21 protein-coding genes and 1 tRNA gene are annotated in these 24,671 nt (G+C 64.2%); 12 read left to right on the forward strand and 10 right to left on the reverse strand.

Annotated features, from left to right (window positions below):
• The first annotated feature begins 3 nt into the window (after positions 1-3).
• The 4 genes from AC3D24_RS15065 (at position 4) to AC3D24_RS15080 (ending at position 4,728) form a co-directional block, all read left to right on the forward strand.
• Positions 4-246 carry a ribbon-helix-helix domain-containing protein gene (locus AC3D24_RS15065; protein WP_489031857.1) on the forward strand — a complete coding sequence of 81 codons (243 nt, stop codon included), beginning with the start codon at positions 4-6 and terminating at the stop codon, positions 244-246.
• A 71-nt stretch (positions 247-317) separates the two neighbouring features.
• A complete protein-coding gene (locus AC3D24_RS15070) occupies positions 318-2,786 on the forward strand; it encodes a TonB-dependent receptor (RefSeq protein ID WP_489031858.1) in 2,469 nt (822 codons plus the stop codon).
• A 55-nt stretch (positions 2,787-2,841) separates the two neighbouring features.
• Positions 2,842-3,525, forward strand: coding sequence for a Fe2+-dependent dioxygenase (locus AC3D24_RS15075; protein ID WP_489031860.1), 684 nt, complete (start codon positions 2,842-2,844; stop codon positions 3,523-3,525).
• Between the two features lie 99 nt (positions 3,526-3,624).
• The gene (locus AC3D24_RS15080; RefSeq protein ID WP_489031862.1) at positions 3,625-4,728 is read left to right on the forward strand and encodes a PepSY-associated TM helix domain-containing protein; all 1,104 of its coding nucleotides are present in this window, start codon (positions 3,625-3,627) and stop codon (positions 4,726-4,728) included.
• A 161-nt stretch (positions 4,729-4,889) separates the two neighbouring features.
• Here AC3D24_RS15080 and AC3D24_RS15085 read toward each other — a convergent pair whose 3' ends face one another.
• Both AC3D24_RS15085 and AC3D24_RS15090 read right to left on the reverse strand, forming a co-directional pair.
• A complete protein-coding gene (locus AC3D24_RS15085; RefSeq protein WP_489031863.1) occupies positions 4,890-9,506 on the reverse strand; it encodes an NAD-glutamate dehydrogenase in 4,617 nt (1,538 codons plus the stop codon).
• A 76-nt stretch (positions 9,507-9,582) separates the two neighbouring features.
• Positions 9,583-10,758, reverse strand: a complete 1,176-nt coding sequence (locus AC3D24_RS15090) for a PAS domain-containing protein (RefSeq protein WP_489031865.1) — start codon at positions 10,756-10,758, stop codon at positions 9,583-9,585.
• A 131-nt stretch (positions 10,759-10,889) separates the two neighbouring features.
• Between AC3D24_RS15090 and AC3D24_RS15095 the strand changes: the two genes are divergently transcribed.
• The 4 genes from AC3D24_RS15095 to AC3D24_RS15110 all read left to right on the forward strand — a co-directional run bounded on the left by AC3D24_RS15095 (position 10,890) and on the right by AC3D24_RS15110 (position 14,195).
• Positions 10,890-10,965, forward strand: a tRNA-Thr gene (locus AC3D24_RS15095).
• Between the two features lie 150 nt (positions 10,966-11,115).
• Positions 11,116-12,333 carry a tyrosine-type recombinase/integrase gene (locus AC3D24_RS15100; RefSeq protein ID WP_489031866.1) on the forward strand — a complete coding sequence of 406 codons (1,218 nt, stop codon included), beginning with the start codon at positions 11,116-11,118 and terminating at the stop codon, positions 12,331-12,333.
• 142 nt (positions 12,334-12,475) lie between these two features.
• A complete protein-coding gene (locus AC3D24_RS15105) occupies positions 12,476-13,288 on the forward strand; it encodes a type IV toxin-antitoxin system AbiEi family antitoxin domain-containing protein (protein ID WP_489031868.1) in 813 nt (270 codons plus the stop codon).
• Positions 13,275-14,195, forward strand: a complete 921-nt coding sequence (locus AC3D24_RS15110) for a nucleotidyl transferase AbiEii/AbiGii toxin family protein (protein WP_489031870.1) — start codon at positions 13,275-13,277, stop codon at positions 14,193-14,195. Before AC3D24_RS15105 ends, AC3D24_RS15110 begins: the two co-directional genes overlap by 14 nt.
• 185 nt (positions 14,196-14,380) lie before the next feature.
• Here the strand turns inward: AC3D24_RS15110 and AC3D24_RS15115 are convergent, their stop codons facing one another.
• The 3 genes from AC3D24_RS15115 to AC3D24_RS15125 all read right to left on the reverse strand — a co-directional run bounded on the left by AC3D24_RS15115 (position 14,381) and on the right by AC3D24_RS15125 (position 16,320).
• Positions 14,381-14,899, reverse strand: coding sequence for a restriction endonuclease (locus AC3D24_RS15115; RefSeq protein WP_489031871.1), 519 nt, complete (start codon positions 14,897-14,899; stop codon positions 14,381-14,383).
• A 168-nt stretch (positions 14,900-15,067) separates the two neighbouring features.
• A complete protein-coding gene (locus tag AC3D24_RS15120) occupies positions 15,068-15,967 on the reverse strand; it encodes an HNH endonuclease (protein ID WP_489031872.1) in 900 nt (299 codons plus the stop codon).
• Between the two features lie 140 nt (positions 15,968-16,107).
• Complete coding sequence (locus AC3D24_RS15125) at positions 16,108-16,320, reverse strand: helix-turn-helix transcriptional regulator (RefSeq protein WP_489031874.1); 213 nt, start codon at positions 16,318-16,320, stop codon at positions 16,108-16,110.
• A 496-nt stretch (positions 16,321-16,816) separates the two neighbouring features.
• Between AC3D24_RS15125 and AC3D24_RS15130 the strand changes: the two genes are divergently transcribed.
• Positions 16,817-17,752 (forward strand): ArdC family protein, encoded by a 936-nt coding sequence (locus AC3D24_RS15130; RefSeq protein ID WP_489031876.1) that lies wholly within the window; start codon positions 16,817-16,819, stop codon positions 17,750-17,752.
• A gap of 173 nt (positions 17,753-17,925) precedes the next feature.
• Here AC3D24_RS15130 and AC3D24_RS15135 read toward each other — a convergent pair whose 3' ends face one another.
• Both AC3D24_RS15135 and AC3D24_RS15140 read right to left on the reverse strand, forming a co-directional pair.
• Positions 17,926-18,141, reverse strand: a complete 216-nt coding sequence (locus AC3D24_RS15135) for a helix-turn-helix transcriptional regulator (RefSeq protein WP_489031877.1) — start codon at positions 18,139-18,141, stop codon at positions 17,926-17,928.
• Between the two features lie 345 nt (positions 18,142-18,486).
• Positions 18,487-18,759: a helix-turn-helix domain-containing protein gene (locus tag AC3D24_RS15140; protein WP_489031879.1), complete on the reverse strand. Its 273-nt coding sequence runs from the start codon at positions 18,757-18,759 to the stop codon at positions 18,487-18,489.
• Here AC3D24_RS15140 and AC3D24_RS15145 point away from each other — a divergent pair.
• Positions 18,726-19,367, forward strand: a complete 642-nt coding sequence (locus AC3D24_RS15145; protein ID WP_489031881.1) for an RNA polymerase sigma factor — start codon at positions 18,726-18,728, stop codon at positions 19,365-19,367. The two genes, AC3D24_RS15140 and AC3D24_RS15145, sit on opposite strands and share 34 nt — an antisense overlap.
• A gap of 16 nt (positions 19,368-19,383) precedes the next feature.
• Positions 19,384-20,349 carry a FecR family protein gene (locus AC3D24_RS15150; RefSeq protein ID WP_489031883.1) on the forward strand — a complete coding sequence of 322 codons (966 nt, stop codon included), beginning with the start codon at positions 19,384-19,386 and terminating at the stop codon, positions 20,347-20,349.
• A 38-nt stretch (positions 20,350-20,387) separates the two neighbouring features.
• Here AC3D24_RS15150 and AC3D24_RS15155 read toward each other — a convergent pair whose 3' ends face one another.
• From AC3D24_RS15155 to AC3D24_RS15165, 3 genes are all read right to left on the reverse strand, one after another.
• The gene (locus AC3D24_RS15155; RefSeq protein WP_489033173.1) at positions 20,388-20,870 is read right to left on the reverse strand and encodes a Ros/MucR family transcriptional regulator; all 483 of its coding nucleotides are present in this window, start codon (positions 20,868-20,870) and stop codon (positions 20,388-20,390) included.
• A gap of 105 nt (positions 20,871-20,975) precedes the next feature.
• Complete coding sequence (locus tag AC3D24_RS15160) at positions 20,976-21,245, reverse strand: conjugal transfer protein TraD (protein ID WP_489031885.1); 270 nt, start codon at positions 21,243-21,245, stop codon at positions 20,976-20,978.
• Positions 21,229-21,555 carry a conjugal transfer protein TraD gene (locus AC3D24_RS15165; protein WP_489031887.1) on the reverse strand — a complete coding sequence of 109 codons (327 nt, stop codon included), beginning with the start codon at positions 21,553-21,555 and terminating at the stop codon, positions 21,229-21,231. Before AC3D24_RS15165 ends, AC3D24_RS15160 begins: the two co-directional genes overlap by 17 nt.
• 170 nt (positions 21,556-21,725) lie before the next feature.
• On the opposite strand from AC3D24_RS15165, the gene traA reads away from it, so the two are divergent.
• On the forward strand, positions 21,726-24,662 hold the full coding sequence (traA, locus tag AC3D24_RS15170) for a Ti-type conjugative transfer relaxase TraA (RefSeq protein ID WP_489031889.1): 2,937 nt from the start codon (positions 21,726-21,728) through the stop codon (positions 24,660-24,662).
• The last annotated feature ends 9 nt before the right edge of the window (positions 24,663-24,671 follow it).

A 24,671-nucleotide genomic window follows, 5' to 3' on the forward strand; every position in this document is an offset into this window, starting at 1 on the left:
CCAGTGATCGAAGCGCCAGCCGGCGGATTCCGCGGGCCGGTCAAGCGCTCGATCACGATCGCTGGCCATCAGACCTCGATCAGTCTCGAACCCGTCTTCTGGCAAGCGCTGGAGGCGACGGCAGCACGTCTCGCCTTGCCGCTATCCGCCCTCGTCGCGGAGATCGACGCGATCCGCATTGTGGCGGAGTATCCCCCCAATCTCGCTAGCGCCTTGAGATCATGGCTGTTCGCAAACGCCGTATGAGAATTAGTCGCAATAGCGTTGACAGTGAGAACGACTCTCAATAGCGAGCCCGCAACAATAAGGGGTTTCGCATGTCTGGTCTCTCGTCGCGTTCGTCTGCCGCGCCTGCATTTCTCGCGCTCTCCTGCGTGGGGTTCATCGCCAGCGCCCCCGCTTACGCAGCCGAGAAACCTGCCGATTCCGCCAAGACTCATGTGGTCGACGACCAGGAAAAGCAGCTCAACCGCGACGAAATCATCGTCAATGGGAAGAACGTACCTGCCACGACGCTGGAGAGCCCGAAGGCGACCCGCAGCCTGCTCGACACCACGCAGACCGTGACGATCATCGGCGACCAGACGATCCGCAAACAGAATCTGCTGACGTTGCGCGACGTGTTGCAGACGATCCCCGGCATCACCTTCGGCGCGGGCGAAGGTGGCGGTGGCTATGGCGACAGCATCAACCTGCGTGGCTATTCGGCCAATAACGACATCACGATCGACGGCGTCCGCGACAGCGCGCAGTATAGCCGCAGCGAGACGTTCAACCTGCAACAGGTCGAGGTGTATAATGGCGCGAACAGCGTGTTCGGCGGCGGCGGATCGGTCGGCGGCACGATCAATCTCATCACGAAGCGCCCGCAGGCGGAGACGCTGACGGTCGTGTCGGGCGGTATCGGCACCGACGATTATTATCGCACCACGCTCGATTCGAACGTCCGCGTCAGCGACCTCGTCGCGGTCCGCCTGAACGCGGTCGCGCACAAGAACGACATTCCCGGTCGCGACGTCGAGTATAACAAGCGCTGGGCGGTGGCGCCCTCGCTGATCGTCGGTGTCGAAGGTCCGACCAGCCTGACGCTGCAATATCTGCATCAGGAGGACGAGAACGTCCCCGTTTATGGTGTGCCGTACTTCCGCAATGCGGTGAACAATGGACCGCTGCCCGGCGCCGACAACTCGGCCTATTACGGCATCCGGAATCTCGACAAGCAGGACATCACCGTCGACCAGGCGACCGCCACGGTCAGCCACAGCTTTTCCGACAAGGTCTCGATCCGCAATCTGAGCCGGTGGCAGCGCGTCCAGCAGGATTCGTTGACCAGTGCACCGCAAGGCGTGTTCTGCCTGTCGACCGGGTTTCAGCCGCTGCCTGCGACCAACGTCGCGACCACTCCGCTCACCTGCGCCGCAGGCCAGGCAACACCCGGCACCTATTATCCGAGCGGCCCACGCGGTTTCGTCCGCAATCAGGAGAACCAGATTCTCTACAATCAGACCGATCTGCGCTCGGTCTTCGATACTGCCGGGCTGGAGCACACACTGGTGCTCGGTGCGTCCTTCTCGCAGGAGGATTATACGATCGTGACGGGCAATACGCTGCGTACCGCGACCGGTGCGACCGTCGCCCAGCCACCGATCAACCTTGCCAACCCGAACACGAATTATACCGGTGCATTCAACTTCATCGAGGCGGGGCGTTCGCAGGGCGAGACCAGCAATGCGGCCGTCTACGCTTTCGACACGATCAAGCTGATCCCGCAGATCGAGGTCAACTTCGGTCTGCGCTACGAACATGCCAAGGGGACGTTCCGCGCGGATACCTTCTCGGTCGTGACCGGGCCAACGCTCGGCGCCTACACGCGCGGCCTGAACCAGACGAGCGACGAGACGCTGTTTTCGTATCGTGGCGGAATCAACTTCAAACCTATCGAGACCGTCAGCCTCTATGCGTCGTACGGCAACGCGACGACGCCGACATCGGCGACCGTGCGGCTCGGGTGCGGAACGCTGATTGCGGCACCCGCCGGCCAGCTCGATCCGTGCGACGTGAAGCCCGAAAAAGCGGTGAATTACGAAATCGGCGCGAAGGCCGACCTGTTCTCGCGCAAGCTTCAGCTGACCGCAGCGGTGTTTCGCAACGAGCGCACCAACTACCGCGTCGCCACGAATGACCCGATCGTCACGACGCTCGGCGTCAACGACGGCCGTTCGCGCGTCGACGGGATCGCGCTCGGCGCCAGTGGCAGCATCAGCCACGCCTTCTCGATCTTCGCCAACTATACCTATCTGAAGGCCAAGATCCTCCAGAGTGTCTCGAATTTCTGCCTTGCCAACCCAGGACCGGTCAGCACCCGCGTGGGGACGACCGTCACGGTCACCAACCCGTGCGGCAATTCGCTGGCGGTGCTAGATCCGCAACAGGACCAGCAACTCACCAACACGCCCAAGCATTCGGGCAGCCTGTTCACCACCTACACGCTGCCGTTCGGTCTGCAGCTAGGCTACGGCCTGACCTATCAGGGGGCGTTCGCGCTTAACAACAGCGCATTGGCGACTCCGCTTGCGCCGACGACCGTGGTGACGCCGGTGTTCCATTCAGCGGATTACCTGACGCACCGCGCGTTCCTGTCGTATACCGTGGGCAACGGCCTGACCGCGCAGCTCAACGTGCAGAACTTTACCAACGAGAAATATTACACCGGCATCCGCAACAATGGCTGGGCGACGCCGGGCGAGGCGCGGTCGGTGCGGTTCACGCTGTTCTACAGCCTGTGATTCAAGCGTCCCGCGGCGGTTTGCCGGCGCGGGACTGCGGCGATAGGATGACGCCATGTTGATCGCGATCCCCGATATTCTCGATGCGGCCGGCGTCGCGCATGTCCGTACGCTCATCGATGCCGCGGACTGGATAGACGGCAACGCGACGTCGGGACCGCAATCCGCGCTGGCTAAGCGCAACGAGCAATTGCCGGAGGACTCGGCGGTCGCGCGCGAAGCTGGCGGGATCGTGCTCGATGCGCTGGGACAGTGCGCGCTGTTCGTCGCCGCCGCATTGCCGCTGAAAGTGTTCCCGCCGCTTTTCAACCGCTATGCCGGCGGGCAGGATTTCGGGCTTCATGTCGACAACGCGATCCGGATGAAGCGCGGCACCGACTTCCGGATCCGCAGCGATCTGTCGGCGACACTCTTCCTCGACGACCCTGCGACCTATGACGGCGGCGAACTGGTGATCGAGGATCAGTTCGGGCCGCAAAGCGTCAAGCTGCCTGCGGGGCACATGGTGCTGTATCCCGCGTCCAGCCTGCACCGGGTCACGCCGGTCACGCGCGGGGTGCGGACCGCGTCGTTCTTCTGGCTGCAGTCGATGGTCCGTGACGATGGTGCGCGGCGGATCCTGTTCGATCTCGACCAGGGTGTGCAGGCGGTCGCAGCGGCGCAGGGCCAGGGCGATCCGGCGACGGTGCGGCTGACGGGAGTGTACCACAATCTTCTGCGCCGCTGGGCGGATGCCTGATCCCCCCGTCACCCTGATGAAAGTCAGGACGACGGGCATCGCGGTGGATGGACTTGCGCCCGTCGGCCATGCCACGCTCGCCCGCACAGGGAGTAGAGAATGAGCAAGCTGGCGATGCGACGGGCGTGGTTCCAGGTCCACAAGTGGATCGGGCTAGTGCTGGCGGTCCTGATCATCCCGCTGTCGCTGAGCGGCGCGGCGCTGGTGTGGCACGATGCGCTCGACCGCATCGTCGATCCTGCGCGCTATGCAGTCACCGGCAAGACCGTGCTCGGCCCCGACAGCTATGTCGCGGCGGCACGCGCGGCGCTGAGGCATGGCGAGCGGATCGCGACGTTGACGATGCCCGACGACGGCGGTCCGGTGGTTGTCGCAGCCAGCTCGGCCGATGTGGCAGCCCGACCCGGTCCGCCGCAGCGGACGATGGTGTATCTCGATCCGCCAACCGCGCGCGTGCTGGAGGTGTCGCCTTCGAACGGCGGGCTCGTGCGTTTCCTCCACGGGCTCCACGGAAGCCTGCAGTTGCCCGGCGTCGGGCGCTTGATCGTCGGCTGGATCGGCGTGGCGATGATGGTGTCTTGCTTTACGGGGCTCTGGCTGTGGTGGCCGACGGTGGGCAAATGGACGCGGGGGCTGCGGTTCCGGCGGCACCGCGACGTCGAGACCAACCTGCATCATCTGTTCGGCTTCTGGATCGCGCTGCCGCTGTTCGTGTTGTCGCTGACCGGCGCTTGGATTTCGTTCCCACAGGTCTTCGGCAAGATCTCGGGCGACGCTTCGCGGTCGAGGGGTGGGCCCGATCGCGGTGCGATGATGCGCGCGCGGCCGTTGGCGTCACCCGCGCAGCCACTGGCGGTGGCGATCGGCAAGGCGCGGGGCCTCGTCGACACTGCACCGTTGCGGAGTGTCGCGTGGCCGACCGACCTCAGCGCGGACTGGACGGTAACGTTCAAGAGCGGGAGCACGCCGATCGGGGTAAAGGTGGCCGACGACACCGGTGGCGCGACCGCGGCACCCGCGCGGCCTCAAGGCGGCGTGGCACGGTGGATACGGCGGATCCACGATGGCACCGACATGGGTGCGCTGTGGCAGGCGATCATCTTCGTGGGTGGGATCCTGCCCGCGGTGCTGGCGGTGACCGGGGTGATCATGTGGGTGCGGGCACGCAAGTGGAAGGCTGAGCTGGCCGCGCGGCGGGCGTAACCTGTCCCTCGCCCCTTCGGGGAGAGGGAAGGAGGAGCTTTTCGGCGACGGGAGGGTGAGGGGCGGTTGGGACTCGCGCCCCGAGCCTCATTCCCCTCACCCTCCCACGCGCAAGCGCGCGCGGGCCCCTCCCTCTCCCCGTGGGGGAGAGGGGTTGGAGGTCACCGTCCCAATAGCACCCGCGCTTGCCCGGCGATCTGCGCCAGCATGGCCGCGTTCGGGACGGCCGCATGGCGCGCGCGGTCGATGACCGCCTTGAACTGCGCTACGCGTGTGGCGTTCGCCGTCAGCCAGGTCTCCACTGCACCTTGCGGATCCTGCGCGCCGCGGCGGGCGAGGAATTCGAGCCGCAACTGCTGGAAATCGCGCGCGAGGCCTGCGATCAGCAAGCGCTCCCAAGGGTCGGTGGGGCTGATCCGCGCCGCATTCGCCTGCGCCCAGTCGAGCCCCAGCGCCTGCCCCAGATGCGTGAACGCCCGCGTGAGGACCGCCTCGTCGAGCGTCATCCGCTCGCCGAGATCGGCCAAGCCGACCGCGCCGTCCATCTCAAACAGGCGAACGACCTTGCGCACCAGATCGCCCGGCGCACCGACCGCTTCGAGTTGCCCCGCGATACGATTGCTCTGCGCGCTCGCCTCTTCGAGCAGTAGCGCGGCGGTCTGGCTGTCGAGCTGCGTGATGCCCTTCGCCAACCGTGCGAGCACGTCGCCCGGTGCCGTTCCCGGTGCCGACACGCGCAACAGATCGGCGATCTGTGAGCGCGTCGCGACCGCCACCTCGTCGAACAGCGCGATCCGTGCCGCCTCGGGCATCACCGCGGTCTCGATCTCCGCCCACAGTGCCGGCAGGTCGAACAGGCGCTCGGCGACGACGAACATCGCCGCGATATCGCCCATCGCCGCGCCTTCCTCTTCCGCCAGTTCGAACGGGTAGAGAATGCCCAGCCGGTTGACGATCCGGTTGGCGAGCTTGGTCGCGACGATCTCGGGCCGCAGTCGATGCTCGTCGATCGCCGTCGCAAAGCGGTCGCGCATCGCCGCGGGGAAGGCGGCGTGCAGATCGGGCTTCAGCGCGTCGTCCCTGGCAATGTCGCCATGCTCGATCGCATCCTGCAACCCGAGCTTGGCGGTCGCCAGCAGCACGGCGAGTTCGGGACGTGTGAGGCCCAACCCATCCTGACCGCGACGCAGCAGGATGTCGTTCGACGCCAGCCCCTCGACCGCCCGATCGAGCCGCCCGGCGCCCTCAAAGATCTCGATCACGCGGACATAGCTCGGCATCGCCACCGCGCCGTCCGCCTCGGCGATCGACAGCGCCAGCGTCTGGAGCCGGTTGTCCTCCAGCACCAGATGCGCGACGTCGTCGGTCATGCTGGCGAGCAGCGTGTTGCGGTCCTCATAGTCGAGCCGCCCCTCGATCATCTCGCGGTTGAGCGCGATCTTGATGTTGACCTCGTTATCCGAGCAGTCGACGCCTGCCGAATTGTCGATGAAGTCGGTGTTGATCCGCCCGCCGCGTGCGGAAAACGCGATGCGCGCCGCCTGCGTGACGCCCAGGTTCGCGCCTTCGCCGATCGCGATCACGCGCAGATCCTCGGCATTTACGCGCAGGCGGTCGTTGGCCGGATCGCCGACCGCGACGTTCGCCTCGGACGCTGCCTTCACATAGGTGCCGATGCCGCCGAACCAGAGCAGGTCCGCCGGCGCCTTCAGGATCGCGGAGATCAGCGCGCCCGGCTCCATCTCACTTGCCGTCACGCCCAGTGCTGCCTGCACCTCAGGCGACAGCTTCACGACCTTGGCGGTGCGCGCGAACACGCCGCCGCCCTTCGAGATCAGGCTGGCCTCGTAATCCGCCCAGCTCGACCGCGGCAGCGCGAACATCCGGTTGCGCTCGTCCCAGCTGGTCGCCGGATCGGGATCGGGATCGAGGAAGATGTGGCGATGATCGAACGCCGCGATAACCTTCAGCGTCTTCGACAGCAGCATGCCGTTGCCGAACACGTCGCCCGACATGTCGCCGCAGCCGACGACGGTGATGCTCTCGCTCTGCACGTCGAGGCCACGTTCGGCGAAGTGCCGCTGGACGCTGAGCCATGCGCCCTTGGCGGTAATCCCCATCGCCTTGTGGTCGTACCCGACCGAGCCACCGGAGGCGAACGCGTCGCCGAGCCAGTAGCCGCGTTCGAGCGCCAGCGCGTTCGCCACGTCGCTGAACGTCGCAGTGCCCTTGTCGGCGGCGACCACGAAATACGGGTCCTCGCCGTCGAGGATCGTCACGCCGTCGGGATGCACGACCTTGCCCTCGACGATGTTGTCGGTGATCGACAGCAAGGTGCGGATGAAGATCCGGTAACTCTCGGTGCCCTCGGCCAGCCATGCGTCGCGGTTCGACGGGGCGGGGAGTTGCTTCGGATAGAAGCCGCCCTTCGCACCGGTCGGCACGATGACCGCATTCTTGACGCGCTGCGCCTTCATCAGCCCGAGGATCTCGGTGCGGAAATCGTCGCGACGATCGGACCAGCGCAGGCCGCCACGCGCAACCGGGCCGGCGCGGAGGTGGATGCCTTCGACGCGCGGCGAATAGACCCACACTTCGCGCCAAGGCACGGGCGCGGGGAGGCCGGGGATCAGATGGCTGTCGAGCTTGAACGCAAGCGCTTCCGAGGCGGCGGGCGTGAACGCGTTGGTCCGCAGAGTCGCCGCGATCAGGTTGCGATACGCGCGCAGGATACGATCGTCGTCGATCGCGGTAACCGCGTCGAGCCCGGCTTCGATCGCCTGATCCGCCTCAATCGCATTGCCGGGATGATCGGGGTGATGGACCGCAGTGAACCGCGCGATCAGAGCCGCCGCAACTTTCGGCGCACGCCGCAACGCATCGACCACGGTGGTCAGGCCATACGGAAGCCCCGCCTGGCGCAGATACCGGAACCACGCGCGGAACAGCACGATCGCCTCGGGACGCATGCCGAGTTCGACGATCAGCCGGTTGAACGCATCGTTCTCGGCAGCGCCTTCCAGCACCGCCGCGATCGCCCCTTCGAGTACGGGCGCATCGCTCTGCTGCGCGGCGTCGTTCGCCTCCAGCACGAAATCATGCACGAACGGCACGCTGTCGTCGCGCAGCCGCGTCGGCAGCTCGCCAATCACGCGGAAGCCGAAATTCTCCAGCACCGGGACCGCGTCCGACAGGGGGAGAGCGCCGCCGAGCTTGTAGATCTTGAGCTGCGGATCGGCGCCGGCTTCACCCGGAACCAGGCGTACGCCGCGCGCTTCCGGGTCGGCCAGCGCGGCGATCCGCTGGATATCCTCGGCGGCCTCCGCGGGCGTGCTGAGGTTGCGGTAATTCTGCGGGAACGCGGCCGCCCATTTCAGCGCGAGCCGTGCGGCGCGCGGCGGCGGCAAGGTCTCGACCAGCGCGGCCTCGACGTCCGACACCCACCCGCGCACCATCCGCTGTAACCGCAGCGCGAGCGGCGCGACGTCCGGCATCCGGCCATCGCCGCGCAGGTCGAGCGTGTAGCGGATCATCGCGACCTCGCCGTCCTCCAGCGCGATCGACCAGTTGAGCACGCTGGCATTCGCCGCCTCCGCCAACATGTCGCCGATCGCGACCCGGCGGGTGTTGGTAACGTCGTCGCGCGGCAGCCAGACGAACCCGAACAGGTGACGGCCGAGCGCGGACTCGACCAGCACGAGCGCCGGCCGCGGCCGATCCGCCAGACTCATCGCCGTCAGCGCAAGATCCTCCAGCGCATCAGGTGCGAACGCGATGACCAGATCGTGCGGGAGCGCGGTAAACGCATGCGTCAGCGCCTTGCCGGCATGACCGCGCGGGTCGAACCCGAACTTCGCCTTCATTGCGGCCAGGCGCGTACGCAACACAGGCACGTCCCGCGGCATCGCGGCGAGCGCGGCGCTGGTCCATAGGCCGCTGTAGATCGACAGCCCGGCAACCGTCGCGCCCTCCATCACCGGCACGACGACTAGGTCGAGCGGCACCGCGCGGTGGACGGTCGAAATCAGGTTCGACTTCAGCAGCAAGGGCGCATCGTTGCCCGCCTCGAACCACTTGATCGCCAGTGCGCGCGATGATTCGGCGAGGATCGGCACACGGTGTTCGTTGCGCGCGACGCCCAGTGCGGCGTGACCACTCCCGTCACGGAGCCAGATCTGATGCCCCAATAGCGTCAGGTGGCCGTTCAGGAACCACTGCAGCAACGCCGCACCTTCGCCCTCGGGCAGCTTCGCGATATCGTCGTCGAGGGCCGCCTGCATCGCGCGCCAATCGGTCACCGCCGCACGGACGTCGGCCAGCACCGCGGTCAGATCCTCGATCAATCCGCGACGGTCGCGTGCGTCAGCGCGCTCCATTTCCAGATAGATCATCGATTCGGGCCGACCTGCACCCAGGCCGTCCGCGTCGATCGCGTGCAGCGTACCGTCGGGCGCGCGCGTCGTTCGGACGACGGGGTGGATGATCCGATCGACCGCGATGTCCTGCGCGCCGATCGCCGCTGCGATCGAATCGACCAGGAACGGCATGTCGTCGTTGACGATCGCGAGCCGCATCCGCCGCCGCGTATCGTCGCCGCTGATAGGCTCGATCGCGATCGCCGGTGCGCCGTCGTCGCGGTGCGCGGCGGTCGCGGCGACGAACGCCGCGGCCTGCGCCACCTCGCTCGCACCGAAGTCCTTGAGTTCGCCCGGAAGGGCCCGTTCGGTCAGCCGGCCCGCAAGGGTCTCGGTGAGCGTGTTCAACGATTGGTTCGCCATAGGTCGGGGCCTATGCGCCCCCCGTCCGGCTATCTCAAGGCTTGTGGCAGGTGCGAAGGGATATGCTGCGCTGCAGCTAAATTGCCAGCTGTTCGGCAGCGGCAATCGCGGGCAAGTCGCCGCCGAAGCCGTCGAGAAAGCTCTGGAGCCCACCCGTCGGCACCTGGTGCCGCTGCGCATGCAACAGAACCGCGGTGAACTCGGTCAGGCGGGACGCATCGAAATCCGGACCGAATACCAACACGACGATGTGCATCATCGCGTTCGCTTGACCAAGGCGCGTCGCCGCCGGCAACGGCGCATAATCATCGCGTTCCCGCTCAGCCGACAGCGCAAGATCATGCGCGCGACCCAGCGTACGGCGAAGGGCGGCTTGCGCGCGCGTCTCGGTGGCACGAACCTGCGCGGCGCTTTCGCGCGCCATCGCCAGTTGCTCGCCGAGCGGGCCGGTAAGGACGTATTCGGCGGGCAGCGGATCGTCGAGCACGAGTTCGGGTACGGCATTCCCGCCCGCCTCGGTCGCCACGAGATCGGACGCCGCCTCGGTGTCGAACCCGCCGCTCGGCCCATCGGCCCAGACCTGCGCGACGTCGGTCGACTGGGGCGTCGCGCGAACCGCGGCGTCGAGTTCGGCCGCAAGCGTCGCCTGCATGTCGGCGTCGGCCAGTTCCTTCCAGTTGATCACGCCGTAGATGAAATCGATCGCATCGCCGCTCGATGAGAACGGCATCAGGATCCCGCGGTACAGCGTCGTGCGCCCCCGGCTGCTGACGAACTCCGCCTCGAAGCCGATCGGCGCGCGATTCGCGATGATCTGCAGATAATGATCGGTCAGCCGCGACAGCAGCGAGCGGCTTGGCACATCGGCGATCGTCGCGATCGGCCCGACCAGACCGCATTCCTCGCGCAACGCACGGCCGAGATAGGCAATCTTGGGATCGCCCATGCCGTGGCTGAAATCGAGCAGCACGCTGTGCGGCCCGAAATCGGTGATCGTCTCTGGCTCGAGGTCCGCGATCGACGGGTAGGGGCGTCCCTTCAGCAGCGAGACCCAGTGATTATAGGCGCGCACGTGCATCCGCCGCTCGTCGCCGCCGAGATCGAACATCACGTCGTTGACGCCGGCATCCGCGGAATCCTGCGCGCCGTCGCCCGTACAGGCCGAGGATGCGCCGCCGCCGCCACGCGCGAGCATCGTGGTCGCGTCCACGCCGCCGCTCCGCTCGTCGTCCAGCCCACGTACCGTATCCATGCAAGCGTCCCCAATCACCGAACCGGTTGTGCACCGCCCGTGGTAAACGATGCGTAAACGCGCAAACCGCTTGTCAGCGCAAAAAACCCCTGTTAATCGCCGCCCCCTCGACCGGAGACATCCATCGTCGGGCCGCTTTAGCTCAGCTGGTAGAGCATCGCATTCGTAATGCGGGGGTCACAGGTTCGAGTCCTGTAAGCGGCACCAGTCCATATAGAGAACATCTCTGGAAAACCGCAGAAATCTGCGGTAAACTGCTCGTCAGCGGTCCCACGAAATCTCACTTTGTTCCGCCGTGGCCCACCCAAAAGGGGCCACGAATCATGGGGCCACGAACGATGCAGGAGGCGTGGCCCCATGCTTACGGTTGTGCAGATTCGGGCGCTGAAACCGGCAGAGCGTCCCTATAAAGTTGCTGATGTCGATGGGCTGTATCTGCTGGTGCAGCCATCCGGCGCGCTGCTTTGGCGCTTTCGCTACAGATGCTGCGGTATCGAGCGGAAGCTTTCACTCGGCAGTTTCCCGGACGTCAGTCTGGTGCAGGCGCGCCGAAAGCGCGACGAGGCCAAGGCGGAGCTCGACGACGGGATCGATCCGGTCGAGGAGAAGCGCCAGCGGCGCCTAAAGGCCGAGCTGGCCGCGCAGACGACCTTCGAGCTTGTCGCGGAAGAATATATCCAGAAGATGGAACGCGAAGGGCGCTCGCCGGCGACCCTAAAGAAGGCGCGCTGGTTTCTTGAGCTCCTCGCCGGCATCGCCAAGCGTCCCATTGCGTCGGTGACGCCTCACGAACTTCTCGACGTTTTGAAACGCGTCGAGCGCCGGGGTCATCACGAGACGGCTCTTCGGCTACGATCCTTCGCAGGACGGGTCTTTCGCTATGGCTTTGCCACCCTTCGGACCGAACGCAATCCGGCAGACATCCTACGCGGCGCGCTCACCGTCCCGCGGGTCAAGCACCATGCTGCGATCGTCGAGCCCAAGAAGGTTGGCGAATTGCTGCGCGCGATCGACGGCTACACCGGGCGGCCGGAAACGCTGCATGCGTTGAGGATCGCGCCACATGTCTTCCTGCGCCCCGGTGAGCTGAGGCAAGCGAAATGGAGCGAGATCGATTTCGCGGAAAAGGTGTGGCGGGTGCCGGCCGAGCGGATGAAGATGAAACAGCCACACGCCGTGCCGCTATCTCGACAGGTGCTGTACCTTCTTCAGGATCTGCGATCGCTTGCGCGGGATAGCGAGTATCTGTTTCCAGCGCTTCATACGACCAAGCGGCCTCTGTCTGATAACACTTTGAATGTCGCGCTGCGCCGCCTTGGGTTTGAACATGACGAAATGACCAGTCATGGCTTCCGCGCGATGGCCAGCACCTTGCTCAATGAATCCGGGCTCTGGCACCCCGACGCAATCGAGCGCGCGCTCGCGCATGGCGAACGGGACAGGGTACGGGCCGCCTATCACCGCGGGGCGCACTGGGCTGAGAGAGTCCGAATGGCTCAATGGTGGTCGGATTACCTCGATCAACTTCGCGTCGGCGGAAAAGTGATCAAGGGCAAATTTCGGAGCCGCGCATGAGGACGCGGCGGCATTGTTAGCTATCGTCTCGGGGGTGCAACTCCACGCGGTTTGCGATCGCCCTTTGTTGCGCAGCTTCGCGATGGAATTTCGGTGATTTATAAACTGGAACCTGGTTTGTAAATGACATATAATGCTTAGCATGACTGAGCGTTTTACAGGTAAGCTAAACCAACTCCAGCGCTTGCCCGAACACGTGCTGGTCGATGCCGCATGGCTGGAGCGCCACGGATACTCGTCGTCGCTACGCAGCCAATACGTTAAGTCGGGCTGGCTCACTCAAGTCGCGCCACGTGTCTATCGTCGCGTGCAGGAGCCGTTGTCCTGGCAACAGGCTGTTATGTCGCTGCAGAGCTTCATGGGTTATCCGCTGACCGTGGGCGGGCGCACCGCTCTCGAAGAGCAGGGTTTTCGCCATTACCTCGGCGAACGGCACGAAGTGCATCTCTACGGCCCCGCCAAGCCGCCGGGCTGGCTCGCAAAGTTGAAGCTAGAGGTGCGATTTGTCTGGCACAACGCAACAAAGCTGTTTCCTGAGGAGCCGCTTGATCCGTGCGGACCGCGAGAAGCCTCCGATGACTTTTTACCAGCCAATTTTATGATCGGAGCTCAGGGCATGACATGGCCATTACGCCTGTCGTCCCCTGAGCGCGCCTTTCTGGAACTGCTCGACGAGCTGCCTGACCGTGAGAGCTTTCATCAAGTCGATGTGCTCGCGGAAGGGCTGGTCAATCTGAGCCCAACCAGATTGAAGCTGCTGCTCAGCCAGTGCCGTAGCGTAAAGGTCAAGCGGCTGTTCTTCTTCTTCGCCGATCGCCACCGCCACGCGTGGCGCCGTCATGTCGATCCCGCAGCATTCGATCTGGGTGCCGGAAAGCGGGCTCTGGTACCGGGCGGTCGCTTGTCGAAAGACTATGATATCACGGTCCCGGAGGATCTGCTTGGCCCTGCTTGATGCCTATCGCCAGCAAGTCGCTTTGCTGGTGCGCGTCCTTCCCTTCGTCGCGAGCGAACTCGAGTTCGCATTGAAGGGCGGAACCGCGATCAACCTGTTCATTCGCGATATGCCGCGGCTCTCGGTCGATATCGACCTGACCTACCTGCCCATCACCGACCGGACTTCGTCGTTGGTCGCGATCGATGCCGCAATGCTGCGGATAGCAGGCCAGATCACTGCGGGGATCAAGGGTGCCAAGGTCACCCCGAGCCGGCTCCAACCGGATAACAAGATCACGAAGCTCGTGGTTCGCCATGAACGCGTGCAGATCAAGATCGAAGTGACACCGGTTCTGCGCGGTGCGGTATACGCCGCCGAAATGCGGGCTGTGGCGCCGCGGGTCGAAGAAGCCTTCGGCTTTGCCGAAATTCAGGTGACGTCGTTTGCCGATCTCTACGCCGGCAAGATCGTCGCGGCGCTCGATCGTCAGCACCCGCGCGACCTGTTCGACGTCCGCGATCTCCTCGTGAACGAAGGCATCGACGATGCTCTGCGATCCGCCTTCCTCATCTACATTTTGAGTCACCCGCGCCCGATCGCGGAACTCCTGGCGCCGATACGCCGCGACCTCGATGACGAATATGCCCGAGGTTTCGTAGGCATGACCGACGAAGCAGTACCACTAGAAGCGCTGATCGAGACCAGGGAGGCTATCATCGCCGCCATGATCGGTGACATGCCGGATGCCCATCGCAGCTTCTTGCTAGGATTCAAACAAGGAACCCCGGACTGGGCAGCACTTGGCATGGAGGAAGCGGCGCGGCTGCCGGCTGTACAATGGAAGATTCGGAATCTGGAGCAGCTTCCCGAGGACAGGCGTCTTGGCTTGGCCAGTCGGCTAGAGAGAGTCCTCTACCCCGACTGAAAGCAACAGCGAGACACGGGCTGAGCGGATTCAAGAAGTTGACAGGAACCAGCGCGATCGATTCGCCGGAATATGCCCTCAATATACGGAAAAGCGTATTTCGTGCCCTTATGCGCTTTTCCGTATAAATTGCTCAGCGCGACCAGAAATCAAATCGCCTGAGGGCGAATGATATCGGCAGCCATTCAGTCTTGAGGGGCCAGAAAATACACGGGTACCAGCGGCAACCGCCGTCGCGCTACATCGGCAAGTTTGTCGTAGGTCTCGACCCACAGACTGACAAAGCGCTGTGCATCGATCAGTGTGATCCGTCGATTCTCTTGGTTGCGTGCGTATTGTTGCGCGTCCTTTGTGAACCCTGCCAGGCAGACATAGAGCCCGACGTCCCCGTTCGCGAGAGACGCGAGGAACGACTTCAACCCATCGCTATCAACCTTGGATTGCCAACGCTTTACCTGAACTTTGATGCGCGGACCCGTAGCGCCCAGCGGGTCAGTGAAGGCAATGACATCTACGCCGCCGTCCTTGCCTGGAGGAGATACCCAGGGAACGTGGTAGCCCATACCTCTTAGCAGATCTGCGACCATTTCTTGGAACTCGAAAGGATCGCTGGCGTGGAGAAACGCAGAGATTTCGGCCCAGGCGTGATCCTGGGCTGCTTCGACCGTGACGCTAAGCTTTTCAGCGGCCTCCTCGATAGCCACTGCGTCAACGCCTGACGGAGGCAATGCGAGCGCCGCATCTCTCCCATCCTTCCATAGTGCAGTCGCCGCAAAGCTACAGGGCGCGCCAGTTGCCCCAATCGAGCCGATCGGTAACGCCATCCGCCAAAGGATCGCGGCGATCGACCTGTTGTGATTAACTGGACCGCGTCATTGCTTGAAGCAATGATCGCGGTGCCAGGCTAGGAAATGGGGGTGCGGCCGGTCGGTCATCCGATTGGGCGTCAGCGCATAGCCGGTCTTGTTGATGACGGCGCGGATGCTCTCGGGATCGTTCGCCTGTCGCGACACCAAGATTTCGAGATCGTCGGCAACGCTCAGCAGGCCACGGTCGAACATCCAGTGTGCCGTTCCCGAAAGGGCCAGTCCATTGTTGACGATATCGGGACCGCCCGCCTCGACCGGGCGGATATGGGCGGCTTCGACCTCGGCACGCCCACCGCCGTTGATCAGTTTCAGGCCGGTGATCGCGCAGCGCTCGTCATAGGCGCGTAGCACGACGCGGCGGAAGACGCGGTCGCGCACGATCCGTGAGGTGAAGGTGGCAACACGCGTCCGATCTTGTTCGAAGGCGAACGGCATCGCGTCTTCGTGCAACCGGTCCTCCGGTTGCGCTTCCCCTGTTCGGGGCAGCAGCGGCGCATCATCATCGAGACCGCGCGTCACGATCCGGTTGAAGTCCGCCGTCGACACGGGGCGAACGGCAGATTGCGCCCGGCCTGAGATCTTACCCTGATCGTTCAGGATGCCACGTTCCGCAGGGCCGTCCGGCCCGGCAAACGGTACCGGCGTCGCGAAATCGAGATAGGAGCCGGGTTCGATGAGCGCGAGATACATGTCAGGGGCTGACGGATCGGGAATGATCCGCTCGACCTTGGCGACCGCGAAATAGCCCCGTGTGTTAGCGACCTTGCGCGGCTCGTAATAAAGGATCCAGTCGCCGATGCTTGGGGTCGCTCGACCGAGATATTGGGCGGGAAACTGGTATCGTTCCGCGGGACTGTCATCATAGATCGAGTCGACGCGGTGGATGAAGACGCCAAAAGCCATGCATCAGCATAGCGGCCGCGATTGTCGCGGCTAGCGGCGATCGCGGCGCGTCCATGATCCGCGTGTCCGTGATCTGGCCTGGTGGTGGTCAGATGGCGACGGGGCGGCTCTGCCAGATGGCCTTTGGCGCTTTGCGGGGATCAGGCGTCCGGATGATCGTCCTGATGGTAGAACCGAGGATTGCTGAGCCAGACCTTGATCGCGGACTCGCGCCAGCCGACGCACCGTTCGCTGATCGACACCTGTTCGGGAAAGGTGCAGGCCTGGAGCCGTCGGTACAATGTCGATCGGCTGAGACCGGTGCGGTCGAGTACGGTCTTCATCCTGAGGATGCGGTCAGTTTCGTCAGTCATGATGCCTCACTCCGTTGCGGCTGGTGTCGGGAGGTCTGAGCAAGGCGTCTCACCGTCTGGCGGGCAATGGCTGGGACGTCGGGCGAGCGCTATCCAGCCCGAAAGCGCCAAACAGATCCCATAAACTTGGCGCACAGGGCGTCCCCGCGCAGGCGCGGGGCGCGCTCTATTCCGCTGACGCTCCACCGAGCCGCATAACTGCGTCTCGTCGGCAGGGCCGTCACGATCGCTGACGCTTGGTCGGGCGTTGCCCGACATGCGGACGCCCGCGCTGCGCGCGGCCGGCATGGCGCTACCGCGCGTCGGATAGCGGGGGTGGGCGTCGCTGCCCTCTAGTCCCGCCGCGGCGGGTCGCAACACCGGCTGCGCCGATGCCCTCCACTCCGTTTCGGCCCTGCGGGTGCAGCCCGCCGCTCCGGCGGGACTGCCGGTTCGCTCCTGCCGCCCACCCCCGCCATTCCGGCGCCGGTTGCGGTGATTTTAAGGAGTGAGGACAATGGCAAAGGACACCCTGACCAAGACCACCTGCACCTTGTACGCCGAGGTCACCGACCGGATCATCGCGCAGCTGGAGGCGGGGCGGGTGCCGTGGGTACAACCATGGGACGGGTCGAAACTGGAAAGCGGGCTGCCACGCAACGCCGGGACCGGACGGCGCTATTCGGGAATCAACGTCCTGATCCTCTGGGCGACCGTGTTCGAGCGCGGGTTCGGGACGCAGGGGTGGCTCACCTACAAACAGGCGCAGGCGCTGGGGGGGAATGTCCGCAAGGGCGAGACCGGCACGACCATATGTTACGCCGATCGCTTCACGCCGAAGGACGAGCGCGACACACCCATTGCCGACGCCAGCGACGAGCATCGCCGGCAGGTGGCGTTCCTCAAGCGGTTCACCGTCTTCAATATCGACCAGTGCGAGGAGCTGCCCGACGCGCTGTCGGTCGGCGGTGGAGCGTTCCTCGGCGAGCGCGAGACCATCGAATGCGCCGAAAGCCTGATGACTGCGACCGGCGCGCAGATCTGCATCGGCGGCGACAAGGCGTTCTACATGCCGGCGGCGGATCGCATCCAACTGCCCCCACAGCAGACCTTCCACGATCAGGTGAATTTTTACCGGACCGCGCTGCACGAGTTGGGCCACTGGACGGGGCATCCGAGTCGGCTCGACCGAGACCAGAAGGGTGCGCCGCGTAGCGCCTCCTACGCCCGCAAGGAACTGATCGCCGAGATGTGCAGCGCCTTCATCTGTGCGGAACTGGGTATCGTGCCGACGGTGCGCCACGCCGATTATATCGGCGCGTGGCTGGACGTGCTGCGCGAGGACTCGCGGGCGATCTTCCGCGCCGCCAGTCAGGCCAGCAAGGCGGCGGACTATCTGCTGGCGTTCCGTGCCGATGCGAAAGGCGATGACGGGCATGACATGACCGCATGATCGACAGGCCTGCTAGCTGAAGGCGCGCGTGGCGCGCCTTCTTGCATTCAGCAAGGCTGGCAATGGCTTGGTTTGGCGCGCCTATCGGTATCATTCTCGAAAGCCCGGCGGGCTCGCTTCGCTCGCCGTCACAGGATCGGCGTTCGGTCCGCCGCGATCCGACAGCCGCTGCTTTAATCGCCCACGTGATCATCGACGCTGTAGAACATCGGGTTGCGCATCCAGTCACTGACCGCGGACTCGCGCCACCCCGTGCAGCGGGTCGCGATGCGTACCTGCTTGGGAAAGGTGCCGGTCTGAATTTTCCGGTACAAAGTCGACCGGGTTAGGCCCGTACGGTTGAGCACGGCGCCAAGACGAAGAATGCGGTCAGGTGTTTCGGTCTGCATGACAGTCTCCTGTACTCAGTGCGTTTAAACGTTCACCAGTGGCAGATCTTGAATATCCGATTTGTAGTGTCAAGTATTGGTAATTATAGGAGGAAGCGTATCGTGTTAAATATTCGGTGACGCCAAGGTGTATCTCCGGGCCGTGGTGATATTTTTACGGGAAACTGAGGCCGCGAGATTTATTTTAGTGGTCAGAATTGCAAGTATTGTTTGATCTAACTGTTTGCGGCTTGCTGTTGTGCTTCGGGTTCGTGTGGGCGGGTTTGTTAACCCGATGGCGCGCGGCCCACAACGTTTCCACAGTGCACTGACGACAGCGGTCTTTGGTCGCAGGTCGAAGAGAACCTAGAGTTTGGCAGCCGCCAACAGCTCGGAGGCAGAGGACTGCAGAACCCCCGCAATTCGCATAATGTTTAGCAAGGTAACGTTGCGCTCGCCCCGCTCAATTTTGCCCATGTGCGAGCGATCCAGCCCGGCAGCGTTGGCGACGGCTTCCTGGGAAAGTCCCATAGATGTTCTGCGGACGCGGATAGCTGCTCCCAGCGCGAGAAGCGCGGTTGAATTCGTCTGAGCTCCCGAAACCCTTGCCACTGGCCGAAACGTCGTTTGCCAGCGCATTTATGGCCACGGTATTTACGACCCATTTGTCTTATGGCACACTTGTCATCTGGATTGTTTTTGGAAAAGATTGGAGCCACGCCGTGGCTGAATCGGACGCAAATCGCTGGCAAGATGCTGATCGCGCGAGGGCACTTTCGGTCACAGGATTGTATCAAGACCATGCCGACTGGCTTCGGCGTCTGGTCGCCGGTCGTCTGCGTTTGCAGCCCGCCGATGTCGACGACATCGTGCAGGATACCTGGGTGCGCGCCGCTAGGCCCGGCGCTCCAGAGATCACACATCCGCGAGCGTTCCTGTTCCAAACAGCCCTCAACCTGTTTCGTGACGCCAAGCGTCGGGACACGGTCCGCCAGCAGCATTCAAGGACCATCACCGCCGATCACGGCGGCGGCATCGGTCACGGGATGTCGGAGCAGGAAGCCAAGGTCGAGCTGGAGCGTATCGTGCTCGACCTTCCCGACAAATTGCGTGACGTCTTCGTCCTGAGCCGTTTCCGGCATATGACCAATGCAGAGATTGCGGTGAAGCTCGGTATATCGGTCAAGACCGTCGAATGGCGGATGGGCAAGGCGTTGGCATACTGCATGAGCAGACTGCGCGACTAGGCGGCGGCATAGATCCATGAACGACAATGACGTGACCGGCGAGGACGCACGGGCGCAGGCGGCGCACTGGTATGCGCGTCTCCAGACGCTGCCCGTGTCCGCGCAAACGCTCGAAGAGTTTTTTGCGTGGCGCCGGATCGAGGGAAACCGCGACGCGTACATCGCCGTCGATCGCTTCTACAATCAAGCCAGCAGCCTTGCAGATCGCCCGGCCGTCCTGGCCGCGACCGAGCAGGCGATGAACCGCCCCGCGCATCGTTCCAGCAGTCGTGGCTTTTCGATCGGCACGTTGGCCGCCGCCGCGGTTGCGCTTCTCGTTGTGGGCGTCAACCTGGTCGCCGAGTGGCCTGCGGGCGGCGATCGATACGCGACCCAGATCGGCGAACAGCGCAAGCTAATGCTGGCCGATGGATCACGGGTAATGCTCGATACCGATACGGCCATGACGGTGAAGTTTATCGACGGCGCGCGCCGCGTTTCGCTCGAGCACGGGCAAGTCTATTTCACCGTCGCGCATGATCCTGCTCGACCCTTTACCGTTGATGCCGGCGACGCGCGGGTATTGGCAACGGGCACCCAGTTCGACGTGCATCGCGACGGAGACATGGTCGGCGTCACGCTGGTCGAGGGCAGTGTGCGCGTCAGTGCGGATGACCGCCCGGTCGCGCGCTTGCGCGCCGGGCAAGCGCTGACGCTGAACAGCGGGCGCGTCAGCCCCATCAAGGCGGTCGATACGGCGCCCGCCACGGCATGGACGCGCAGCCGGATCGTGCTGGACGGGATGACGCTTCGGGACGCGATCACCGCCGTCAATCGGTATGTCGATACGCCTGTTCGACTCGATGCACCGGGCTTTGCCGAGGCGCGGATCAGCGGCACCGTCGATACCGGCGATGCCCGCAGTTTTGCCGCCGCGGTCACCGCAGTCCTGCCGCTGAAATCGCAAACCGACACAGATGGATCGCTCAGTCTGCGGCAGTGACGGGATGCCGTGGCAGCGCTCCAGCCACGGCATCCGCATCAGGCGAGCTTGAGCCGCTTGCGCGGTGCTGGCTTTGCCTCGGTCGTCGTTTCCGCGGGGGCCGCCTGCTGACCCGGTTTGCGGCCCAGGCCGATCTTCTTCGCCATCGCCCGACGGCTTTCCGAATAGCTTTCCGCGACCATCGGATAGTCGGATTTCAGATTGTAGCGCGCGCGATACTCCTCGGGCGTCAGGCCGTTGGTCGCCAGATGACGACGCAGCGTCTTGTACGGCTTGCCGTCGATCATCGAGAGGATGTGGTCCTTCGACGCCAGCGACTTACGCACAGATACAGCCGGCTCGAATGCCGGGGCGGGTGCATCGGCTGGGATCTCGGCAACCGTGTCGTCAGCGAGCGCGGTGACTGTGTCATGCATCGCCTGAAGAAACGCCGGGACATCGTCCGCCGAGATGCGCGTGTTCGGATTGCCGAGCCACGCGATCGTCAGGTTGGTAACAGTTCGACGGCAGTCAGCGTCGATGTGGTTGCGGGTAGAGCGTCGTCAGACATGATATTTCCTGGATTCCGAGCGTACTGGCGCTGCATTGTTCTAGAACATCCATAATCGATCTATCCGTGCTGTCGATCAGGAGCGCGCGCCAGTCTCGCTTTTTGCTTGTGCCATATCGGTAAAGGCGCGCTGTCCCCGTCGACGCCACAGCAGGATCAGGTGTGCAGCGTCATCTGATCGAAGGCGTGCCGCGATGTCGACAAGCGCGCCGAAGATGACCGCACGATCATCCTCGGTAGCCTCGATCAGTCCGGCCTTTGCAACAAGGCCGCCCAGCTCGATCAGCTGGCGCGTGTGGTCGCGGCGCTTCACCTGCCAATCGCGCAGGTCACGGCGTGCCTGCATCACCGCCCGTCGGTTTCGTGCTGCTGCCGTCCGGCGAAGCGACGCGCGTGTTGTCGCGATTGCCGCGCGCAGTGCTTCGCGTCCTCGATCGAAAGAACGCATCGCCGCGCTCACCCCATCCTTCCAGGACAACCGCGTCTTGCATGTCGACCGCAGCGAGCAGGGCACCGGCAATCTGTTCGATCGGCAGGGTATCGGCGCCGGTCGCGATCACCAGCTCGCCGAGCTGCTGCACCTTGCGGGTTTTCAGCAACTGGGCGCGTTCACGTAGCGCCTTCATGTCCGAATCATAGTCGCGGGGTTTACGCATTGAACCGTCCTCAATGGTATATCAAGGACGGTTCAGTTAGAGAGGCAGTCGATCAGCGTAAATATCGTGAAATGCAGTGGGACGAAGTCGTCCCGAGATAGATGAAATCTTCGAGGGCGCGCTTATACGTCGTGCCGACGTCGCTTGTGTAGTGTAGATGGATCGCCGTCATGGCGATCTATCATTTCTCGGCAAAGATGATCTCGCGCGCAAACGGCTCCAGCGCGCTGGCCGCGGCGGCCTATCGCTCCGCGTCCCGGCTGCGTGACGAGCGGCTCGATCGCGCCCATGACTTTTCGAACAAGGCTGGCGTCGTCCATTCCGAAGTCCTGCTGCCGGACGGCGCGCCGGAGCATCTGCGCGACCGGGAGCGGCTGTGGAACGAGGTCGAGGCAATAGAGGTGCGCAAGGACGCGCAGCTCGCCCGCGAAGTCGAGTTCGCGCTGCCCCGCGAGCTGGACCAGGCGGAGGGCATTAGGCTGGCGCGCGAGTTCGTAAAAGCCGAGTTCGTCGACCGCGGCATGATCGCCGATCTCAACGTGCATTGGGATATCGGCGCAGACGGCATGCCGAAACCGCATGCCCATGTGATGCTGACCACCCGCAGCGTCGGTGAGGAGGGGTTCGGTCCGAAGGTGCGCGACTGGAACCGCACCGATCTGCTCGAGCGGTGGCGGGAATCCTGGGGTGAACACGTCAACCGCCGCTTGGCCGAACTCGATATCGATGCGCGTGTCGATCATCGCTCGTTCGAGCGTCAGGGGATCGACCTCGAACCGCAGCACAAGATCGGTCCCGCGGCATCACGCCGGCCGGGGCAGGGGCTGGAGAGTGAACGGCTCGACGAACATGTCGAGATTGCGCGATCCAACGGCGACAGGATCATCGCGCAGCCGGGGATCGCGCTCGATGCGATCACGCGGACGCAGGCGACCTTCACCCGCCGCGACCTGGCGATGTTCGTGCACCGCCATAGCGACGGTAAGGAGCAGTTCGACGCTGTGCTGTCAGCCGTTCACGCCAGTCCGGATATCGTCGCGCTCGGCAGGGATGGGCGCGGCGACGAACGCTTCACTAGCCGCGACATGATCGAAACCGAACAGCGGCTCGAGAACGCGACCGTCCGGCTCGACGCGAGCCGGCGCCACGGCGTCGACGAGCAGTATCGCAAGCTCGCACTGGTCCGCGCCGAGATGAAGGGCATGGTCCTGTCGTCCGAACAGCGCAGCGCCTTTGATCAGGTGACGAAAGGGCAGGGGATCAGCGTCGTCGTCGGCTATGCCGGTACCGGCAAGTCGGCGATGCTCGGCGTTGCGCGCGACGCCTGGGAGAGTGCCGGCTATACCGTCCGTGGTGCCGCGCTGTCCGGCATTGCCGCCGAGAACCTCGAAGGCGGATCGGGTATCGCGTCGCGCACGATCGCAAGCCTTGAACATCAGTGGAAGCAGGACCGCGAGATGCTCACATCGCGCGATGTGCTCGTCATCGATGAGGCTGGAATGGTCGGCACGCGGCAGATGGAACGCGTCATCGCGGAAGCCGAGAAGCGCGGTGCCAAGGTCGTGCTGGTCGGCGATCCCGAACAGCTTCAGGCGATCGAAGCGGGGGCGGCATTCCGGTCGGTTGCCGAGCGTCATGGTAGCGTCGAGATCACCGACATTCGCCGCCAGCGCGAGGATTGGCAGCGGACAGCGACGCGCCAGCTCGCAACCGAGCGGACCGGCGAGGCGGTCCGCGCCTATGAAGAGCACGGCGATGTCCATGTCGCCGAAACGCGCGATCATGCCCGTGCCGATCTGATCGAGCGCTGGGACCGTGATCGTACGGCCGCGCCGGACGCATCGCGCATGATCCTCACCCACACCAACGACGAGGTCCAGGCGCTGAACGAGGCAGCGCGGCAGCGGCTTCGCCTTGCCGGCGCGTTGGGCGAGGACGTCGCGATCCAGACCAGGCGTGGTGCCCGGACATTTGCCGCGGGCGACCGCGTCATGTTCCTGCAGAACGAGCGCGGTCTGGGCGTGAAGAACGGATCGCTGGGCACAATTCAGAGCGTCACGACCGCCCGCATGGCGGTGATGCTCGATGACGGTCGCCACGTTGCCTTCGACATCAAGGAGTATGCGCAGGTCGATCACGGTTACGCCGCCACCGTGCACAAGTCGCAAGGCGTGACGGTGGACCGTGTGCATGTTCTCGCCACGCCGGGTCTCGACCGGCACGCAGCCTATGTCGCGTTGTCGCGGCATCGCGATAGCGTCGACCTTCATTATGGCCGCGACGACTTTGCCGATCAGGGCAAACTCGTGCGCACGCTGTCGCGCGAACGGACAAAGGACATGGCGTCTGACTATGGGCGTGAGCCTTCGGCTTCGCCTGACCGAGCCTTTGCCGATCGTCGCGAGATACGTCTGCCGCCGCCAGTGACTGAGATAGCGAAGCCAGCACCGGCGCGGGCACGCGATCCGTTCGCGGGTCTCGACCTGCGGGCTACAAAGCCGTCGCCGGCGCGCGGTATGTTCGATGGGTTGTCGCTGCCATCGCAATCGCCCGGACAGGCGGGCGAGCCTGCCGGGTTGAACAATGCCGTACAGCGCTATGCGCGAGCGACCGCGGATATCATGCGAATGCGCAAGGACGGCTACACCGAGATGCCGCATCAGCGCATCGCGTTCGACAAGGCGCGCGACGCGCTCAATGCCGTGCGTCCCGAGGCGGCGCGCGATCTCCGCGCCGCGTTCGTGCGTGACACGGGGCTGGCCGACGAGGCAGCGAAAGGCCGGACCGCGACCGCGATCCGCGCGATGGTGCTGGAGGCTGAGCTGAGAGCAAGCCCCGAACGGCGCGCCGACCGGTTCGTCGACAACTTGCAGAAGCTCGCCAAGGCGCATCGCGCGCTACGCCATATGGGCGATGACGCTGGCGCCCGCGCAATCGGTGAGCAGATGATCGGACTCGGCAAGGGCCTTGAGCGTGACGCCCAGGCCGAGTCGCTGATCCGCAAGAGGCTGCCAGAGCTGGACAATACGGCCCGCGAGCCAGACTCCTTGTCCCACAGCATCCAGGAATATTTCGGCCTCTCGCGCAGGCGTGGGCTCGAGCGGTAGGTCTTGAAT

Source organism: Sphingomonas sp. SL1004 (assembly GCF_057815015.1).

Coding starts and splice junctions, on each gene's coding strand:
- AC3D24_RS15070 (WP_489031858.1), top strand. CDS start 318: ATGTCTGGTCTCTCGTCGCGTTCGTCTGCCGCGCCTGCATTTCTCGCG.
- AC3D24_RS15075 (WP_489031860.1), top strand. CDS start 2,842: ATGTTGATCGCGATCCCCGATATTCTCGATGCGGCCGGCGTCGCGCAT.
- AC3D24_RS15080 (WP_489031862.1), top strand. CDS start 3,625: ATGAGCAAGCTGGCGATGCGACGGGCGTGGTTCCAGGTCCACAAGTGG.
- AC3D24_RS15085 (WP_489031863.1), bottom strand. CDS start 9,506: ATGGCGAACCAATCGTTGAACACGCTCACCGAGACCCTTGCGGGCCGG.
- AC3D24_RS15090 (WP_489031865.1), bottom strand. CDS start 10,758: ATGGATACGGTACGTGGGCTGGACGACGAGCGGAGCGGCGGCGTGGAC.
- AC3D24_RS15100 (WP_489031866.1), top strand. CDS start 11,116: ATGCTTACGGTTGTGCAGATTCGGGCGCTGAAACCGGCAGAGCGTCCC.
- AC3D24_RS15105 (WP_489031868.1), top strand. CDS start 12,476: ATGACTGAGCGTTTTACAGGTAAGCTAAACCAACTCCAGCGCTTGCCC.
- AC3D24_RS15120 (WP_489031872.1), bottom strand. CDS start 15,967: ATGGCTTTTGGCGTCTTCATCCACCGCGTCGACTCGATCTATGATGAC.
- AC3D24_RS15125 (WP_489031874.1), bottom strand. CDS start 16,320: ATGACTGACGAAACTGACCGCATCCTCAGGATGAAGACCGTACTCGAC.
- AC3D24_RS15130 (WP_489031876.1), top strand. CDS start 16,817: ATGGCAAAGGACACCCTGACCAAGACCACCTGCACCTTGTACGCCGAG.
- AC3D24_RS15135 (WP_489031877.1), bottom strand. CDS start 18,141: ATGCAGACCGAAACACCTGACCGCATTCTTCGTCTTGGCGCCGTGCTC.
- AC3D24_RS15140 (WP_489031879.1), bottom strand. CDS start 18,759: ATGCGCTGGCAAACGACGTTTCGGCCAGTGGCAAGGGTTTCGGGAGCT.
- AC3D24_RS15150 (WP_489031883.1), top strand. CDS start 19,384: ATGAACGACAATGACGTGACCGGCGAGGACGCACGGGCGCAGGCGGCG.
- AC3D24_RS15160 (WP_489031885.1), bottom strand. CDS start 21,245: ATGCAGGCACGCCGTGACCTGCGCGATTGGCAGGTGAAGCGCCGCGAC.
- AC3D24_RS15165 (WP_489031887.1), bottom strand. CDS start 21,555: ATGCGTAAACCCCGCGACTATGATTCGGACATGAAGGCGCTACGTGAA.
- traA (WP_489031889.1), top strand. CDS start 21,726: ATGGCGATCTATCATTTCTCGGCAAAGATGATCTCGCGCGCAAACGGC.